Genomic DNA, 16116 nt, shown 5'->3' with positions numbered 1-16116 from the left:
TTTCATTCAGTCGCGTTTGACGGAGAAGGCTTTCTCCCGAACAGGCATCCTCAGTTTTCCCCGCCTGATCGCCTGCCTGCTCGGTGGGTACACGTCCAAAGTGCAGTCTGAACTGGACGCCTTCTTCGCCAACCTGGCGAACCGCGCCGACCTGGCACGAGAAGTCTCGGCGCAGGCCTTTGCCAAAGCCCGGAAGCAGGTGTCGGCCGCCGCCTTCTCGCTTCTCAACGATCATTTCCTCACCCTGGTCGATGCGCAGTTCGGCTTTCCTCTCTGGCACGGGCTGCGCGTCGTCGCCGGCGATGCCACGGACTTGCACCTGACCCTGTTCGGCAAGACCCGTGACGGCAAGCGCTCCGTCCGCCACAAGATCGAGGCCAAAGGCTTCGCGCTCTATCTGCCCGGGATCGAAATGACCCTGGCCGCCAGGCTCTACTCCACCGACGTCGGCGAGCGCCAGATGCTCTTCGAACACCTCGACAAACTCCGCCACAATGACCTCCTCGTGCTCGACCGCGGTTACCCAGCCTACTGGCTCTTCGCCGCCTTGTGGCAGCGAAAACTCCATTTCTGCATGCGGGTCGACAGCCTCAATTTCAACGTCATCAAGACATTCCGCCGATCCGGCCTGCTTGAGCAAATCGTCACCCTGCCAGCCCCCTGCAAACAGGACGCGCTCGATTACGAAATTGCCCGCACTCCTTGCCAGGTTCGACTCATTCGCCAGGTGTTCGGCCACAAGGTGCGCGTTCTCGTGACCTCGCTCCTCGATCTGGATGCCTACCCCGCCGCCGCCTTCGGGGCGCTCTATCACTCCCGCTGGAGAATTGAGGAAGCCTTCAAACGGCTCAAGCACCGTCTGGCCCTCGAACACCTGTCGGGCATGTCCTGGCTGGCCGCACAACAAGACTTCGGCGCAAAAATCCTCTGCGACAACCTCAATGCCCTGGCCGTCCATGCCGCCAGTGAATCCCTCGATCCCAATACCCGCGCACGCTACTTCATCAACCGCGGCGACACCTTCTCTCGCATCAAGCGCACCCTCGGACGCTGGCTCCTCCAGGGCATCAATGCTCTCGACAATGTCGCCTCCGTCTTCGACGAACTCATCAAGAACCTCGTCCAGATAAAACCAAACAGGTCATCTCCCAGAAATTTCACCAAAAAACCACATTTATCACATGCTTACAAAAACGGGGTATGACTATGTTCTGATAGGTTGAGAGCATTGAGCTCCCACCAAGCCAGCGTTATTTGCTGATGGGCAGCGCCAATAATGGTCTTGCTGGGGCGTGCCGTCAGATAGCTAATGACGGAGGTCTCAACGTAGACTTTGCGCTTCATGAATTCGGTCCTTTTTCGGAAACCGTGGTCTGTCCCCTAAAACGTGTTGCTCTACCCAAGCTTTTTGACCCCCGCAGGTCCGGTTGACTGCTGGGTTGGGGGGCGGCATCAATAGGCCCGACGACACTTGAATGACATGTACTCAATGTTCTCAATTTTCTCAAGGCCACTCGACGTTTTCGTGAGAAATGTTGGTGCCGTAAGTGCCTTAGCGACGGCCCCTGTCATTGACAAGCCTGTTGACCGAGAAACTCTGACCGAGCACTTGTTCTTTTCCTCATCGTATGACGTGACTTCCTGAAAGTGGCGCCGCGGTTCATAGAGCTTTCCGTCGACCTCGACGGCGTCAACAGTCACGGTCTTACACGAGCCGAAGAGAATGTAGTTTGAGCAAGAGCTAGACGTTATGGGACCAACGGCGACAAAATCGGCGTATGCGACGCCGGATATGGCCACCGATAACACACAGGCAATTACAGCGCGGACGCCTTGCATGATCTACTCTCCTTTGCGGGTGAGAACTGGTCGGAGTAAGCCCGCCAACGGTGCGCATGACCGGCGCCCAAACAGCGGCGAAAAGCCGCTGTTTGGGCGTCCGTGTCGATGCGCGGGTTAGCCGGCACCACTTCGGAGATGCTCGGGTTGAATGTCACTGGGTATCACAGTTCTGTACTGCTGAAGATCAATTCGTTGCTTCCATTCAGCCCCTTCGACTGCAAATAAGGCCCAGGGCAGAAGGTAGGCTTCAGCTACCTCACTGCCCCTCACCATCAGTATGCGCAAGTCAAAAGAACAGTCTTGGTCTACGTATCTCGCGGCGAGATCCTCACGTATGGTCATCGGATCGAACCGAAGCGGATCAGAGCTTGTCAAGTAAAGTCGGACGCACGTGTGGAAGGGTCGCTTCTGACCCAGAGGCGGGAGCGCATGAAGCATCGCTAGTTCGTCCAAGTCATGCCGCAAGATCTTCTCGCGAACTTGATCGATCTCCCAAGTACCGTCGACGTATCTGAGAACGCTCACGATGGTAAGAGCAAGTTTCCTAAGGTGAGCAGGGTCAATCTCCACGACCGGGCCTACAACGCCGTTCTTCGACGCCGACACTCGGATGGCACCATCCGTCGCGGTAAAGTGCTTGCCATGAATGATCGTGCCGCGAAGCGGCTCTAGTGTGCTGTAAAGCCCGATGAGGCGCTCCTTTAGCCAAACCCGGGATTCGATCAATGGCGGGAAGATGGGTGAGCCCTTAACGCTTTTCAGCTTCTGTTGAAAGCGGAACGTCGAAGGAACGCCGTTCTCCTCCAGGATCCACTCGACGAGCATGTCGAGAAGTTTAAAGGTCGAGACGAAAACCAGAGGCGCTCCGGCGTTAAGGAAACCAGGTCTCCAATCGCCGATTACGATATTGCCGCGGGCATGTGCGAAGAACTGAGCTTTCGACCTATCTACCGGGTAGACAACGGCGTCGGGCCAAGACGGAAACAACTCCTGCTCCACAAGAACATAGACCGCCTCGAGAAGCCAAGCTTCGTATTCGACGCGCTCAGCAAGTTTGATGAGCGCAGTCGCGTCAAAGGATGCATGCGAGTTCACCATCTAGGGCAGGCCTTGCCGGCTAACGTCCAAATTCAGCGGCGAGCGAAGCGAGTCCGCTGCAATGAAGAGTTGGGCACTGGGGGTACAGACGGTGGAGGCACAAATGGGTGCCCAGCCGCAATATGCTCAGCCTCTGATTTCTTCAGGTCTTCATAAATTGCACGCGGGTCGTAGCCAAACTTGGCGGCGTGGGTATCTCGAATGGCTCGTACTTCATCGACGATTTCGTCATTCAACATTTTCTTCTCCAAGAAGTTCTTCCGGGGTGCAGATAAACGGAAGGAACAAACCAACCTGTTCCAAGTAAGCAGCAATGCCTCTTTGTATCTCTGGGTTTGCGATGTGCCGACAGTTCCATGTCAGCAAATAATCCACGCCATTGACTGTGGCGACCGCAATGTGGAGTGCATCTTCCACCGCTTTGGGTGGGAGGATTCCTTGCCTCACCAAAGACTCCGCAATATTGAGCGCCTGCTCGGTGATTAAGAGCAAAGGCACGTCATTTAACACTGCCAACCGCTTTTGGGCGGCATCTGGGTCGCCAGCGCCACACTCACGCAGGACCGACTCTGACACCAACAGTTCGTACTGGTTGCGTGTTTCCCACCACGCCAGAGTAATTTGCTGGTGGGCGGCGCCGAGGATGGTCTTGCTGGGGCGAGCCGTCAGGTAGCTGATGACGGATGTTTCAACGTAGATTTTGCGCTTCATGAATGCAATCCTGGCTCAGAAAACCGTGGTACGTCCCCTATTTTCCGTTGCTGGTTTCCAAGATCGCCCCAACCTCCTTGACGTGGGCTGGCGATACGACTGCACGATAAAGCCCGGTTTCGATGCGCCTCAGAATCAGGAACACCGCATCCGTTTCAAGGCGTATGCGAAGCTGATTCTGGTCATCAAATGGGCGGCAAAGGACGCAGACTCGTGTGCTTGGCGGCTCATTGCTTGAAGTTTCCTGATGGACTCCCTGATATGTCAAACTTTTCCATTCTCCCGGCAGAGCCGGGGGATTTCCTATTTTTTGTTAATCGACCTTGGGTCGCGACTTCTCCATAGAACCTTTGTAGAGCTCTGTCAGATAGGTTCTAAGTCCAGGGTTGTTCTGTCGCGCCTTCTTGATTCTCTTTGCAAGCCTCGTGACATGCTCCAACTCAATCTTGTCATCCTGAACCACATGCTGAACTCCAAGCTTCACGACCCACGGAAGAGCACCCAACTCCTGCGTAGTCAGGAACTTGAAGGTGTCCTTCTCGCTTAAGCCGGCCCGAACTGCGTCGATGAAGAAGCTTGCGATGGCGCGCTCTTCATCCTTTAGATCTAGATCGCATTGGCACTGTATCTGCGCAGTTTCCAGTGCCTTCTTAAAGTACTGATACTCAAGACTATCCCGCAAGCAATAACTAAGCGTGGCGAAGAATTGCAGTTCAGGTAGAACCGCAAGCTTAGACTCCACTTGCCCCGATCGCACCCCGAGAAAGTGCCTTGTCATCTCCAGTACAACTCTATAGACAGCCCGTTCGATGTGGGCGTATTCGGTTTGGTATGCGGAAAGCATCAGATTTCCGAAATTGAGCAACCGAAGCATCTTTTCACGCTCAGTGCCGAGCATGAGATCAGAGAGCTTGTCGATTCTCGTTCCCGCGTCTTGAATCAGACCCAGATAGAAGTATTCTACCCCCAGCCAGTAGCCTTCGAATGGATTCGTGAACGGCGCACTTCTTCCGTGATTTTCCTTCTGGTGCAAGGCAAGCAGAAATTCCGCCAAACTTCTGTGACGGAAGGAAAAGATCTGCCTTTCGCGATTCACAATTACGACTTCCGAGCGCTGTTCAATTCGCTTAAAGATGTCAACAGGCGGGGGGAGACCCTCCCGTGTTCGTGTGTAATCCTCCAGCATCTGCATGACTTCATTAACATTTAGCTGCTGAAGCTCATTGTCAAGCATGTACTTGGCAACTCGAGAGAGCACAGTAACCACAACGGGATACTCTCGCTCTGTCATTAGTCCCTTGCTTATATCCCAGCGGCCAAGCGCAAGTTCAACATATTTCGAATACAACTCCGGAAGCGTCTGCGGAATCTCCTTGGCATTTGCATTTAACACTCTTGCCAACAAAATTGCCGTCATTGGCGTTCTAGGTATTGCCCGCAACAGCGTGGATCTTCCAAGATCCAACCGAAGTTTTTCGCTAATGTCAAGTGAACTACAGTTGTGTTGCACAACCTTAACAAGCTGGTCAAACGACAACGGAAGTATGCGAAATCGCGGGCAGTGCCGCAGAATCTCCTCGCCCTCTTCAATTGTCCAAACCAGCCTAGATCCGATTGCTACGGTGAGATTGCTCGTAGCTCGGACCGCACTCGCCACTGACTCAATCGCGCCAAGTAGAGAACCATCCGTCGCACTGCGAACTTCGTCTACCCCATCTAGGAAGATCAAGATCCGTCCGTCTGCGGCACCTTCTAGGGCAGTTTGCAGATCGTTGACTAATCGCGTTAGCCCCGCCTGAACGTCATCTGCAATCTCCGAAAGATGCACGAGCTTGGGGATGGTTTTGCTCTTCTGAAATTCATCTGGCTCGCACAGCGCTTTCATGTGTTTGCGGAAGAGCGTGGTCTTTCCGGACCCCATACCGCCTTCTACCAATAGAATTCGATGCTGCTTGAGCGCACCAGCTAGAGTCGTTCGTAGTGACTTGTTATATCTTGCCACCTTCTGACCTGGGCGAGTAGGCTCGACTTCATAAAGTTCTTGGGCTACGTCAAGGCTAATGCCTGGCGCCCCGAGGGTGCTATAGGATTCTGCCTTGACGATCTCCACCAACGTGGACTTCAAATAGGTGCCCAGCCCAGCCGGAATCTCGTTCCAGAAGTGCGGGTAAATCTGCTCAACTATCTGAGCCAGGCGCTCGCCGCCGACGAACTTAATGTTTCGAGACTTGTATTCTTCAAAGATCTTTCGCTCGGCTCCACCAGAGATGCTACCGTTACATACAATCCAGGTTTCATTGAGGTAAATCTTCCGCTTTGCCCCGTCAAAGAACCTCTCAACTGCACATTCTTCTATCTGCCGCTTGACATCAGCATGGTCTTGTCTGATGTTTCCGCACTTGACAATAACGCCAACATAGTTTTCATCCCCAAGTGTTGGGTCTGAGCGCGCCAATACAAAATCGGCACCCATTTCACCATTACCATGGGTGTACTCGAAGCGTGAAATAGTCTTGTCGTTCGTAAATACTGCCCTCAACAAGGGATGCAGGTCGCGAACCTCGTCGGTCAAAGACCGCAACTTTTCAAGCTTCCACTGTTCCAAGCGAACCTCCTGCGTGGTCGGATGTCGGCGTGTGACGCCTAACGACCAAACTCAGCGGTCGGCAAACCCAGAGCGAAGCGGCGGGTTAGCCGATCCGCTGGAGTGCCGTGTTATGCGTTAATACTTTTTGCTTCTAGCCATTTCGTAGTCGCACATATTCATCTTTAATCTCATAGAAATGCTTCCTCAATATAGAAATATGTGACTCAATTTCTTTCGTTTGATGCTCAGTAAGCGTGTTTTCGAGAACATGAAGTAATTCCTTTTCTCTAAGGTGCAATCTTTTCATTTCATCATCTAATTCATTTAATTTCGTCTGATCGACACTTCGTGTAGTGTTTCTGCTTGCCCTCAATTTTTCCATCATTTTTTCAAGACGCTTTTCTTCGGCAATAGCAGCAGCATTACCCTCCCATCTTGGCCCACCCGCATCAAATTCACTTTGCCAACTCATTTTGCATCAACCTCCTTAACGCATAACGTCTGAATTCACCGGCGTTGCGCGGCTCTATCGCGCAGCGTCCGGTGGAATGAGAAGTTAGAAATCGCAGGGTTACATGAGCGAATCATCGCTACGCCCAGTGGTCTTTTGATGAGCTAGAACTTCAAACTTCTCATCGACTACCGCGCCTACAACAATTGAATCTATGGGGTACTTGGCAAGCAGTCGCGCTAACCTTTCATATAGCTCGGGTTTCCTTTGTGATTCAATAATTTCAAAGAAGTCGTCTTCAGGAATTGCAATAACCAAAGTAAATCCAGAGAGGCGCCCCTCGTTGATTTCTAGGTAACCGCGAAGGAGCCCATTTACTACAATGGGGGACATCAGCATTCGGTCGAAGCTACGTAGATACTTGACTTCGTATCCATGTACCTCTTCATCACTTCGAACCAGAAAGTCCGGGAAGCCGCGATGGTTTGCCTCAACCAATTCACCACGGCGAGATAGCCAAACTTCGACACATTGCTCAATAAGGCGCGTGTCAATGCGATCGCTAAGGAAGCGCGATGCGAGGTCGCCTGCGCTGGAGGTGGAAAATTGCCGCGACTGACCTTGAAATTCACGCACATTGCGCGAGTTTTCCGGAGTGAATAGTGCAACTTGTTTGATTTCGGCGACCGACTCGTTTGATACAGAGGCAGTTGAGTATTTGTTTGCATGCTCCACAAACTGTACTGACGAGTACATCCAAAAAAGATCAACCCCGCCTTCCCTGCCAATTTCTCGAATCAGTTCTGGATGGGGGCCAACGGTCTTTCCTTGCTCTCGCCACCACCAATCTTCTTTTCTGTCGGCAGTTATTAGCAGCACAGTCTTGATTTGTGAATTCTTCACATGCTGAATCAACTGACGCCAGAGAATTAGATCGCCAAATTTTCTCTGGTACTTGATGTGATCGAAAATAAATGTAGCTTCGTTTGGATTCTTTTCTTTATCGACATCTGCAAATCCGGGAGGAATCTTTTCCTTAAATCGATCTTCTCCCCCAGAAATGAGTTCATCCAACTCTGCTTGGGAGGCGGGCCCAGTACCGACGCGATTTTCTAAAAGTCCATCGAGACGCTGACGTACTGGGTCGGACGCTGATATGTCAAGTTGAGCGTTATGAGTAGTCTTAATCGCTTCAAGTAACTGGTCATTCGCCTTTTCCAATTCGGACAATAGCGGCTGGGACTCAATGCCCAAGCCTCGCTTGTCGATCTGAAGTCCCTCTACCTTGGCTTTAATATCGTCAACTAGCTCACTGGTGGCCGAAAGCGCGTCTTCTGTAGCCTTGCGCTCACTTGCAATTACAGTCAGTCGCCGACGCTGAAACTCAAGCGCTACTTGGTGAGGAATCCAAAGGCGCTCCTTAAGTAGTTCTAGCACCCCCAATAGCTCGTCTCCTGCTGTTGTCGGCAATCGATACAAATTCAACAAAACGTTTGTATCCAAAACAATCACGGCCTCTTTCCAGAGTTGTTCGTATTGCTCTGCGCTTGGTGGGTAATAGCCAGAAAAGCTCGTCTTCATTTGATGGTATCCAAGAGTTCGAGGCGTTGTGATTTCTAACGTGAAGTGGACATCCTACTTGACGATTTACTTTGCGTCATTATACTGTACTCATGAACAGTTATCGGCAAATTTCCAACCGAAACAAGGAGGTGCCCAATGGACACGTTCACTAAAAGTTCGGGCAATTGCGTCAATGCCGGCGGCGCTTCTCGACCTCCCAGGCGGCTGCTGGAACAGCTCAGCGACCGCATCCGTGTCAAGCACTATAGCATACGGACCGAGCAGGCTTATAGCGAGTGGGTGCGACGTTTCATTCTCTTCCACGGCAAACGTCATCCGCGGGAAATGGGAGCAAAAGAGGTGGAGGCATTTCTGACTCACCTTGCCGTGGCGGGGCGTGTTTCTGCATCCACCCAGAACCAGGCGAAAAGCGCTCTATTGTTCCTTTACCAGGAAGTGTTGGAGACTGAGCTGCCGTGGCTGGATGAGGTCGAGTCGGCGAAGGCTACGAAACGTCTGCCGGTCGTTCTGACCCCGGCAGAAGTTCAGCGCCTGCTGGCGCCGATCGAAGGAACCGTGGGTCTGATCCTCCGACTGCTCTACGGTACCGGGATGCGCATCATGGAGTGCCTGCGGTTGCGGGTGAAGGACGTGGACTTCGCTCGCGGGGAGATCCTGGTGCGGGAGGGAAAGGGGTTCAAGGATCGGGTGACGATGCTGCCCGAAAAGCTGCTTGCTCCGCTCAGCGAGCATCTGGCGCGGGTAAAGACGCTGCACGAAGCGGACCTCGCTGACGGTTTTGGCGAAGTGTATTTGCCATGGGCGCTCGAACGAAAATACCCGAACGCCGCGCGTGAATGGGCCTGGCAGTATGTGTTTGTCGCCGCCAAAACACGCATGTGCTCAGGCGCGGCGGGCGAGGTGTCCGGAGCCCGTTCGACGCCCTGGTCTAGACTGGCGTACGTAGGCAGCCGGCAGAGAGCAGCTTGGCCGGTCAGGTTCCGACATGCGCAGGTCGCTGCGTTGAGCAGCGAGGGAGCGCGCACGTTTTTTTTCTTCGGCTGCAGAGATTTGCCCATACCTCCAATGCGCATCCAATGATCAAGGGAACCTGTTTGTCATAACGTCACGGCAGTACGGGCGTGGCTGGCTGCCATTGCGCAGCGGCGGTGGCACAGAAACCGGCAAGTTGCTCCAGTACCGTCTGCACCGCGCGATTGGCGGCAACGACTCCACCATAGGGATCGTCCGTCGCGGCAGCAACGGACGCATCGAATAGGCGCCACGCCAGCACCCGGCGTGTTGCGTTGTCCACCAGATGGGCGCGCAGCGTGAAATGCACACGACTGGGCTGCGTGGCGAAGTCCTGCTGCAGGCGCACGATCTCGGTGTCGAGCCGCAGGTCACCGGCGGCAGCGGTCGGCGCCAGGATGACCGAGCGGAAGGTGCCGCTGTTCTCGGCGGCGGCGACGATGAGCGGTGCCAGCATGCGTGCCGGCGGGTCGACCCATTCGCTGTGCGCAAAATACTCGAGCTGGTAAGGCTCGCGCACGTAAAGGATGCGTTGGCTGTCGAAGCCCGCCGCGGCGCGTGGGGGATTGACCACCAGAGCCGGCGCTCCATTGGCCGGGGCCACCGGGGCGGGCCTGGCGGCTGCGGTCTCGATCCGCACGCGCTCGAGGGCATAGAAGGCCGGCGGTGGCGTTCCCGTCGAACGGAGCGCGCTGCAACCGCCGACGCAGGCCAACAGCAGACCGACGGCGCATTGCCGGCCGCGGGAAACGAGGAATGAACTGATCATGGCTGCCGTGCTCCGCTGGATGAGGATTCACCGGGCCCGTCCGGCACCGGCCGGCGACCGAACAGGAGGCTTGCCGGATTGCGTTCGGTCTGCTCGGACAGGCGCCGCAGCGAAGCCGACAGGACCGTGAGTTCTTCGAGCAGCCGTTCCAGTTCGGGGAGCGTTTCCGCGCCGAAGCGCTGCACGTCGGCGCCGACCGCGTCGACCGTCTTGCGGGCGCTGACACTGGTGCGGGCGACCTCGCTTGCCATTTTTCCGACAGCGTCGGCACTGCGGCCGAGGCGATCGATCACCGGCCCGACCTGCGCGGTCGCCCGCGAGGCATTCTCGAAAGTGCGGGCGGCATGCGTGATTCCCGAGTCGAGCGCGTCCTTGCGCGCGGCGATGGTGTGCGCGACGACGGCGATGTCGGCGAGCGCGTCGGCGAAGGCTTTCCGGTTCGCGTCGCTGAGGATGGCATTGACGTTGTTCGACAGGCTGTCGAGCTTGGTCAGCACGGTGGTGAGCAGATTGTCGAGCCGCGCAGCGAGCGAGGGCTTGGTGCGAATCACCGGATAATCGCTGCCTTCCGTAGCCCGCAACGGCGGTGAATCGCGCGTACCGCCGCTGAGTTCGATATAGGCGATGCCGGTCAAGCCCTGCGTCTTCAGGACGGCGACGGTATCTTCCCGGATCGGCGTGCCGCGCTCGATGGCGAAGAGCAGATTTACCTGCTGCGGATTGCCCGGGTCGAGTCGAATCTGCCGTACCTTGCCGACGTCGACGCCGTTGTACTTGACCGGCGCGTCGGCATTGAGACCGGCCACTGACTCGTCGACGACCGCCAGGTAGAGGTCATGCGTGGTCCGCAGAGCGCCGCCCGAGGCGAGCCAGAGGATGCCGGCGACGAGAACGGAGCCGAGAACGAGAACGAATGCGCCGACGAGTGGATAGTTCACCTTGGTTTCGATGTTGGCCTCACGGTTTTCTGCCGGCATTTCGCCCGGCCTGGTGTTCTTCCTGTTGCTGTGCCGCTCGCCCGCGCGGCCCGTCGAAGAACATGCGGATGCCCGGCTGGGGCATTTGCGACAGTTCGGCCATCGAGCCGATACCTTGCACCTGGCCATTGCCAAGAACCGCGACGCGATCCGCGACCTGCCACAGCAGGTCGAGGTCGTGCGTGATCATGACGATGGTCAGGCCGAAGAGATCGCGGAGCTTGCGCACGAGCTGGTCGACGCCGCCGGCGCTGTCGGGATCGAGGCCGGCAGTCGGCTCGTCGAGGAACAGCAGTTCGGGATCGAGGGCCAGTGCGCGAGCGAGCGAGGCACGTTTCATCATGCCGCCGCTGAGTTCCGACGGATACTGGGCGCCGACCTCCGGCTTGAGTCCGGTCAAGGCGAGCTTCCAGGCCGCGATTTCGTCGATCAGGGCATCGTCGAGCCGGGTGTGCTCGCGCAGCGGCAGACCAACGTTTTCCTGCACGGTCAGCGAGCCGAACAGGCCGCCGTGCTGGAACATCACACCCCAGCGCCGGCGCAACGCCAGCGCCTCGTCGTCGCCGATGTCCTGCAGGTCGACGCCGAGTACCCGGATGCTGCCGGAGTTCGGGCGTTGCAGCAGGATCATTTCCCGCAGCAGGGTCGATTTGCCGGAGCCGCTGCCACCGATCAAGGCAAACACCTCCGAGCGGCGTACCTGCAGGTCGATCTGCGAATGCACGACATGTTCGCCGAAGCGTGTCGATACCTTGCTGAGTTCGATGACGGGTGCGTCCGCCGCTTGCCTGTCGCTTGCCACGTCAGAGATCCAGCGCACTGAAGGCCACCGAGAACAGGGCGTCGGCGACGATCACCAGGAAGATCGACTGGACGACGCTGCGCGTCGTCTGGCGGCCGACGCTGTCGGCACCGCCGTGCGTGCGAAAGCCCTGAAAGCAGCCGATCACGGCGATGATGATGGCGAATGCCGGCGCCTTGCAGATGCCGATCAGATATGCGGTGACGCTCACTGCCTTGACGAAACGGTCGAGAAACTCGCCGAAGCCGACGCCCAGTTGGGCGCGCGCCATGAGCATGCCGCCGAAGACACCGAGCAGGTCGGCAAACACCGTCAGCAGTGGCAGCGCGATCGCCAGGGCGAGAATCTTGGGCAGCACCAGCAGGTCCAGCGGCGCAATGCCGAGTGTGCGCAGCGCATCGATCTCCTCGGTCACCGACATCGTGCCGATCTGCGCCGCATAGGCGGAACCCGAGCGCCCGGCGATGATGATCGCCGTGATCAGCGGTGCGAACTCGCGCAGCATCGACAGACCGACGAGGTCGGCAATGAATATGTTGGCGCCGTATTGCCTGAGCTGGTCGGCGCCCTGGTAAGCGACGACGATGCCGAGCAGGAACGACAGCAGCCCGACGATCGGTAGTGCGTCGAAGCCGGCGCTGCGCAGGTTGTACAGAATCGGCCGCCAGCGAATGCGCGCCGGGTGCGCGACGCCGCCGGCAAATGCCACCGCAATCTCGCCGACGAAGCCGAGCAGGTCCATGCCCTGGGCGCCGGCGGCGACCACGCGGCGGCCCAGGCGGTCGAGGGTCGAAGAGGGCGCGGGGGCAGGCGGCGAGGGAGCCATCTGATCCATTGTCTGCGGGGCGACGGCTTCCAGGAGTCTGGTGAACTCGGGGCGCAAGTCACGCACCCGCACGCCGCCGGTGCCGCCGCGCAAACGGCGCAAGAGTTTCTGCAGGACCCAGGCGCCGGCGGTATCGAACGCCTCGATGCGTGCCGCGTCGACCACCATCGTCGAACTGGCAGGCGCCGACACGGCCTCGAGCTGGCGCCCGATGGCGCCGAGCCCGCGCGCCGTCCAGTCTCCCGAAAGCGCGAGTTGCTCGGGGATCGACTCGGTAAATGCGGCGGGTGTCGCCATCAAGGGGTCCATAGGTGGACCGGAGATTAGGTGAAGGGGCCTGTCCCGTATGTACGCACGCGCACAGAAGCCTGGCAGGGAAGCGATGACAATGAGGATGGTGTCGAGGATTTTGGCAAGGGCTTGGCGCGTAGCCCGTGCCGCCACCTTCTTCAACCGCTTTCACGAGCGTCAGCTCGCTGCGCTTCGGCTAGTGCACCGCCGGGATGCGGCGCTGACCTGGCAATGCCCAACTCTTTCCACGAGGCAGCAATGAATCCAATTCTGAGAATCGCCCTGGCACTGGCCGGCGCAGCACTTGCCACACAGGCGGCCGGGCAGGTCACCTTTTACGAGCACGAAGGTTTTGCGGGCCGCTCGCTCACCGCCAACGAACCGGTCCGCAACTTCCAGCGCTATGGCTTCAACGACCGCGCCTCGTCGGTCGTGGTTTCCCGCGGCCTGTGGGAAGTCTGCGAAGACGCCCGCTTTAGCGGTCGCTGCGTCGTCCTGCGTCGGGGTAATTATCCGTCACTGGAGGCGATGAGCTTGAACGACCGTGTTTCGTCGGCGCGGATCGTCGACAGGAACTCGCGCATCGACGAAAGCCGCTATGCCCCGCCTCCCGCGGTCGCCGAGGACTACCGTTGGCGCGGCAACGAGCGCCTGTATGAGGCGAGGGTCACCTCGCTGCGCGCGGTGCTCGGACCGCCCGAGCGGCGATGCTGGATCGAGCACCAAGAAGTAGTCGAGGATCGCAGCAGCGCCAACGTTCCGGGCGCGATTGCCGGCGCCGTCATCGGCGGCATTCTCGGGCATCAGGTGGGTGGTGGGCGGGGCAAGGATATCGCCACGGCCGGTGGCGCCGTCGCCGGCGCCGCGGTGGGCGCCAACGTCGGTCGCAGCGGCGGTGGCCAGCAGGTGCGCACGCAGGAAGTGGAGCGCTGTGCGGACGTGCCCAACGACGGGCCGCCCGACTACTGGGACGTTACCTACAGCTTCCGCGGGCAGGAACATCGTGTCCAGATGAGGGCTCGCCCCGGCGCTACCATTATGGTCAACCAACGTGGCGAGCCGCGCGAGGCGCGGCCTTGATTGACCCGTAGATGCGCGGCCGCATGAGCGATGCTCCGTCCTGCGCCGCGCCGGTGGCGGTCGGTTCGGTGATTGGTCAGATCGCCAGGCTCAAGGGCTGCCGTGTCGTCGGTGTCGCCGGCGATGCCGCGAAGTGCGACTTCGTCGTCGAGGAGTTTGGTTTCGCTGCCTGCGTCGACCGCCGCAGCGCCAATCTGCGCGAGCAACTCAAGAGAAATGTTCACCTGTAGCAGGAGACGACATGAAGATACTGATGGTTCTCACCTCGCACGATCAACTCGGCGACACCGGCGAAAAGACCGGTTTCTGGCTGGAAGAGTTTGCGGCGCCGTACTACGTGTTCCAGGACGCTGGCGCCGAAATCACGCTGGTCTCACCCCTCGGCGGCCAACCGCCGCTGGACCCGAAGAGCGACGATCCGGCTTGCCAGACCGCATCGACTCACCGCTTCAAGGCCGATCCGGCGGCGCAGGCGGTGCTGGCCAGCACGTGCAGGCTCTCCGAGGTTCATGCCGACGACTTCGATGCCGTGTTCTACCCCGGGGGCCATGGCCCGCTTTGGGATCTTGCCGAGGATGCGTCGTCAATCGGCTTGATCGAGGCGATGCTCCTGGCGGGCAAACCTGTGGCCTCGGTCTGTCATGCGCCCGCCGTGCTGCTCCGTGCCAAGGTGCCTGACGGCAGGCCCGTGGTGCAGGGCAGGCAGGTGACCGGTTTCTCCAACAGCGAAGAGCAGGCGGTTGGCTTGACGCGTGTGGTTCCCTTCCTGGTCGAAGACATGCTTGAGCAGTGCGGCGCCCGCTATATCAAGCGGGCCGACTGGCAGCCGCACGTCGTCAGCGATGGCCTGCTGATCACCGGGCAGAACCCCGCCTCGTCGGAGGCGGTCGCCAGGGAACTGCTGGCCAGGCTCGCGTCGTGATTCTGGCGGCACATGGTCTTAACATCAGGAGCATTGAACTCATGAAAAAAATTCAAACCGGGCAGTTGTTGAAAGGCCCTCGGTCCGTCGATTCGCTGACTCAGGTGTTAGGCCAAAGCGAGCGCGTCAAGGATATTGTCGAAGAGTGCGCAGACGACTTGTCGTCGGTCAATGCCGGACTAAAGCGTGAACTACTGGGTGGGAATGTTTCGCCAGGCGTTGAAAACGCTCTCGAAAAAAGCGAGGGCGTCGAGAGTAAGGTCCAGGATGCTTCCGAGGCGTTGTCTTCGGTCAATACGGAGCTGAAGGAAGAAGTCAAGGAGCGGAAGGTTCTGGATGCTCAGTTGGCCACGGTTACCACGCAGGCGAACGAGGCGCGCCATGCGTCCCTCCATGACCCTTTAACTGGCCTGCCTAACCGCGCGCTGTTCAATGATCGACTGGAGCATGGGCTGGCAGTGGCCAAGCGGAACGGTGTTCATTTCGCCGTGATGTTTCTGGATTTGGATAACTTCAAGGTAACTACTCAGGTCAAAATGTTATGCAAAAACAATTGGTTAGAAACAGGCGAACAATGGCATAAACTTGCAACCACTTGATTCTAAAGCAATCCCATTCGTCATTATGTTATTTCAATGCTCGCAACGTGTTGATTTTTAACAAGATGCAGTAGCTGAGTAGTTACACTTCAAGATGATTAACGATTCGTACGGACACGACGTCGGTGATCTCGTCTTGCAAATTATCGCCGGACGACTCAAGGAAACGACGCGTGACGAAGACACGGTCTGCCGCCATGGCGGTGACGAATTCCTGTACATCTTGATGGAAATCGAGAGCGAGCAGGACCTCGTGATCGTCGCGGAAAAAATTATCAGGGCGGTTCAAGTGCCGTGTGACATTGGCGTGCGGGACATCAGCATCAGCCTGATCATCAACCCTAGCATTGGAATATCGATCTTTCCGAAAGACGGCACGACTTCAGAGGCGCTGCTTGATGTTGCTGACAAGGCCATGTACCGGGCAAAGCAGAACAAGTATGGATATTCATTTTCTAGTGATCATAATAAGGGTTTATCTCGCCAATGACCGCAATGGATATAATTTCCCACCGGCGGGTCATGGCCGATAGCGCTGTTCTTGGCATTATGGAGCAACCACCCCC

The 16116-nt window shown here is 57.4% G+C and carries 17 protein-coding genes and 1 pseudogene; 8 read left to right on the top strand and 10 right to left on the bottom strand.

Annotated features, from left to right (window positions below):
* The first annotated feature begins 16 nt into the window (after window positions 1–16).
* Window positions 17–1204, top strand: coding sequence for an IS4 family transposase (locus V5B59_RS08380; protein WP_332351557.1), 1188 nt, complete (start codon window positions 17–19; stop codon window positions 1202–1204).
* Window positions 1205–1956: 752 nt separating this feature from the next.
* On the opposite strand, the gene V5B59_RS08375 is transcribed toward V5B59_RS08380, so the two are convergent.
* From V5B59_RS08375 to V5B59_RS08365, 3 genes are read right to left on the bottom strand one after another with little or no spacing between them, the layout of a single operon-like run.
* On the bottom strand, window positions 1957–2940 hold the full coding sequence (locus V5B59_RS08375; protein WP_248594858.1) for a hypothetical protein: 984 nt from the start codon (window positions 2938–2940) through the stop codon (window positions 1957–1959).
* Window positions 2941–2972: 32 nt separating this feature from the next.
* Entirely contained in the window at window positions 2973–3179 is a 207-nt protein-coding gene (locus tag V5B59_RS08370) for a hypothetical protein (protein ID WP_248594859.1), read from the bottom strand.
* Window positions 3169–3651, bottom strand: a complete 483-nt coding sequence (locus tag V5B59_RS08365; protein WP_169070533.1) for a type II toxin-antitoxin system VapC family toxin — start codon at window positions 3649–3651, stop codon at window positions 3169–3171. The genes V5B59_RS08370 and V5B59_RS08365 overlap by 11 nt, the downstream gene beginning before the upstream one ends.
* On the opposite strand from V5B59_RS08365, the gene V5B59_RS08360 reads away from it, so the two are divergent.
* Entirely contained in the window at window positions 3650–3889 is a 240-nt protein-coding gene (locus V5B59_RS08360) for a hypothetical protein (protein ID WP_169070534.1), read from the top strand. The genes V5B59_RS08365 and V5B59_RS08360 overlap by 2 nt on opposite strands.
* A gap of 75 nt (window positions 3890–3964) precedes the next feature.
* On the opposite strand, the gene V5B59_RS08355 is transcribed toward V5B59_RS08360, so the two are convergent.
* The 3 genes from V5B59_RS08355 to V5B59_RS08345 form a co-directional block, all read right to left on the bottom strand.
* Window positions 3965–6256: an NACHT domain-containing protein gene (locus tag V5B59_RS08355; protein ID WP_169070535.1), complete on the bottom strand. Its 2292-nt coding sequence runs from the start codon at window positions 6254–6256 to the stop codon at window positions 3965–3967.
* 133 nt (window positions 6257–6389) lie between these two features.
* Entirely contained in the window at window positions 6390–6710 is a 321-nt protein-coding gene (locus V5B59_RS08350; RefSeq protein ID WP_332351786.1) for a hypothetical protein, read from the bottom strand.
* A gap of 99 nt (window positions 6711–6809) precedes the next feature.
* Window positions 6810–8270, bottom strand: coding sequence for a PIN-like domain-containing protein (locus V5B59_RS08345; protein WP_169070536.1), 1461 nt, complete (start codon window positions 8268–8270; stop codon window positions 6810–6812).
* A 138-nt stretch (window positions 8271–8408) separates the two neighbouring features.
* Between V5B59_RS08345 and V5B59_RS08340 the strand changes: the two genes are divergently transcribed.
* Window positions 8409–9353: an integron integrase gene (locus V5B59_RS08340; protein WP_332351785.1), complete on the top strand. Its 945-nt coding sequence runs from the start codon at window positions 8409–8411 to the stop codon at window positions 9351–9353.
* 25 nt (window positions 9354–9378) lie between these two features.
* Here V5B59_RS08340 and V5B59_RS08335 read toward each other — a convergent pair whose 3' ends face one another.
* The 4 genes from V5B59_RS08335 to V5B59_RS08320 are packed head-to-tail and all read right to left on the bottom strand — an operon-like array spanning window position 9379 to window position 12955.
* Complete coding sequence (locus V5B59_RS08335) at window positions 9379–10053, bottom strand: ABC-type transport auxiliary lipoprotein family protein (RefSeq protein ID WP_332351784.1); 675 nt, start codon at window positions 10051–10053, stop codon at window positions 9379–9381.
* Window positions 10050–11030, bottom strand: a complete 981-nt coding sequence (locus tag V5B59_RS08330) for an MlaD family protein (protein WP_332351783.1) — start codon at window positions 11028–11030, stop codon at window positions 10050–10052. The genes V5B59_RS08335 and V5B59_RS08330 overlap by 4 nt, the downstream gene beginning before the upstream one ends.
* Window positions 11011–11832 (bottom strand): ABC transporter ATP-binding protein, encoded by an 822-nt coding sequence (locus tag V5B59_RS08325; protein ID WP_332351782.1) that lies wholly within the window; start codon window positions 11830–11832, stop codon window positions 11011–11013. The genes V5B59_RS08330 and V5B59_RS08325 overlap by 20 nt, the downstream gene beginning before the upstream one ends.
* Window position 11833: 1 nt before the next feature.
* Window positions 11834–12955, bottom strand: coding sequence for an ABC transporter permease (locus V5B59_RS08320; protein ID WP_332351780.1), 1122 nt, complete (start codon window positions 12953–12955; stop codon window positions 11834–11836).
* Between the two features lie 252 nt (window positions 12956–13207).
* On the opposite strand from V5B59_RS08320, the gene V5B59_RS08315 reads away from it, so the two are divergent.
* From V5B59_RS08315 to V5B59_RS08295, 5 genes and pseudogenes are all read left to right on the top strand, one after another.
* The gene (locus V5B59_RS08315; RefSeq protein ID WP_332351779.1) at window positions 13208–14029 is read left to right on the top strand and encodes a beta/gamma crystallin-related protein; all 822 of its coding nucleotides are present in this window, start codon (window positions 13208–13210) and stop codon (window positions 14027–14029) included.
* A gap of 44 nt (window positions 14030–14073) precedes the next feature.
* A pseudogene (locus V5B59_RS08310) lies at window positions 14074–14238 on the top strand (NADP-dependent oxidoreductase); the annotation flags it as partial.
* Window positions 14239–14270: 32 nt separating this feature from the next.
* Window positions 14271–14951 (top strand): type 1 glutamine amidotransferase domain-containing protein, encoded by a 681-nt coding sequence (locus tag V5B59_RS08305; RefSeq protein WP_332351778.1) that lies wholly within the window; start codon window positions 14271–14273, stop codon window positions 14949–14951.
* A gap of 41 nt (window positions 14952–14992) precedes the next feature.
* Window positions 14993–15550 (top strand): GGDEF domain-containing protein, encoded by a 558-nt coding sequence (locus V5B59_RS08300; RefSeq protein ID WP_332351777.1) that lies wholly within the window; start codon window positions 14993–14995, stop codon window positions 15548–15550.
* Between the two features lie 94 nt (window positions 15551–15644).
* Window positions 15645–16040, top strand: coding sequence for a GGDEF domain-containing protein (locus V5B59_RS08295; protein WP_332351776.1), 396 nt, complete (start codon window positions 15645–15647; stop codon window positions 16038–16040).
* The last annotated feature ends 76 nt before the right edge of the window (window positions 16041–16116 follow it).

Source organism: Candidatus Accumulibacter contiguus (assembly GCF_036625285.1).
Classification (GTDB): Bacteria; Pseudomonadota; Gammaproteobacteria; order Burkholderiales; family Rhodocyclaceae; genus Accumulibacter; species Accumulibacter contiguus.
This window is presented reverse-complemented; position numbering and strand designations above follow the sequence as displayed.

What these genes read in the sequence shown, in the direction of transcription:
- V5B59_RS08300 (WP_332351777.1), top strand. Translation starts at nt 14,993, where the DNA reads ATGAAAAAAATTCAAACCGGGCAGTTGTTGAAAGGCCCTCGGTCCGTC.
- V5B59_RS08315 (WP_332351779.1), top strand. Translation starts at nt 13,208, where the DNA reads ATGAATCCAATTCTGAGAATCGCCCTGGCACTGGCCGGCGCAGCACTT.
- V5B59_RS08320 (WP_332351780.1), bottom strand. Translation starts at nt 12,955, where the DNA reads ATGGCGACACCCGCCGCATTTACCGAGTCGATCCCCGAGCAACTCGCG.
- V5B59_RS08365 (WP_169070533.1), bottom strand. Translation starts at nt 3,651, where the DNA reads ATGAAGCGCAAAATCTACGTTGAAACATCCGTCATCAGCTACCTGACG.
- V5B59_RS08345 (WP_169070536.1), bottom strand. Translation starts at nt 8,270, where the DNA reads ATGAAGACGAGCTTTTCTGGCTATTACCCACCAAGCGCAGAGCAATAC.
- V5B59_RS08340 (WP_332351785.1), top strand. Translation starts at nt 8,409, where the DNA reads ATGGACACGTTCACTAAAAGTTCGGGCAATTGCGTCAATGCCGGCGGC.
- V5B59_RS08295 (WP_332351776.1), top strand. Translation starts at nt 15,645, where the DNA reads ATGATTAACGATTCGTACGGACACGACGTCGGTGATCTCGTCTTGCAA.
- V5B59_RS08305 (WP_332351778.1), top strand. Translation starts at nt 14,271, where the DNA reads ATGAAGATACTGATGGTTCTCACCTCGCACGATCAACTCGGCGACACC.
- V5B59_RS08335 (WP_332351784.1), bottom strand. Translation starts at nt 10,053, where the DNA reads ATGATCAGTTCATTCCTCGTTTCCCGCGGCCGGCAATGCGCCGTCGGT.
- V5B59_RS08350 (WP_332351786.1), bottom strand. Translation starts at nt 6,710, where the DNA reads ATGAGTTGGCAAAGTGAATTTGATGCGGGTGGGCCAAGATGGGAGGGT.
- V5B59_RS08370 (WP_248594859.1), bottom strand. Translation starts at nt 3,179, where the DNA reads ATGTTGAATGACGAAATCGTCGATGAAGTACGAGCCATTCGAGATACC.
- V5B59_RS08360 (WP_169070534.1), top strand. Translation starts at nt 3,650, where the DNA reads ATGAATGCAATCCTGGCTCAGAAAACCGTGGTACGTCCCCTATTTTCC.
- V5B59_RS08330 (WP_332351783.1), bottom strand. Translation starts at nt 11,030, where the DNA reads ATGCCGGCAGAAAACCGTGAGGCCAACATCGAAACCAAGGTGAACTAT.
- V5B59_RS08375 (WP_248594858.1), bottom strand. Translation starts at nt 2,940, where the DNA reads ATGGTGAACTCGCATGCATCCTTTGACGCGACTGCGCTCATCAAACTT.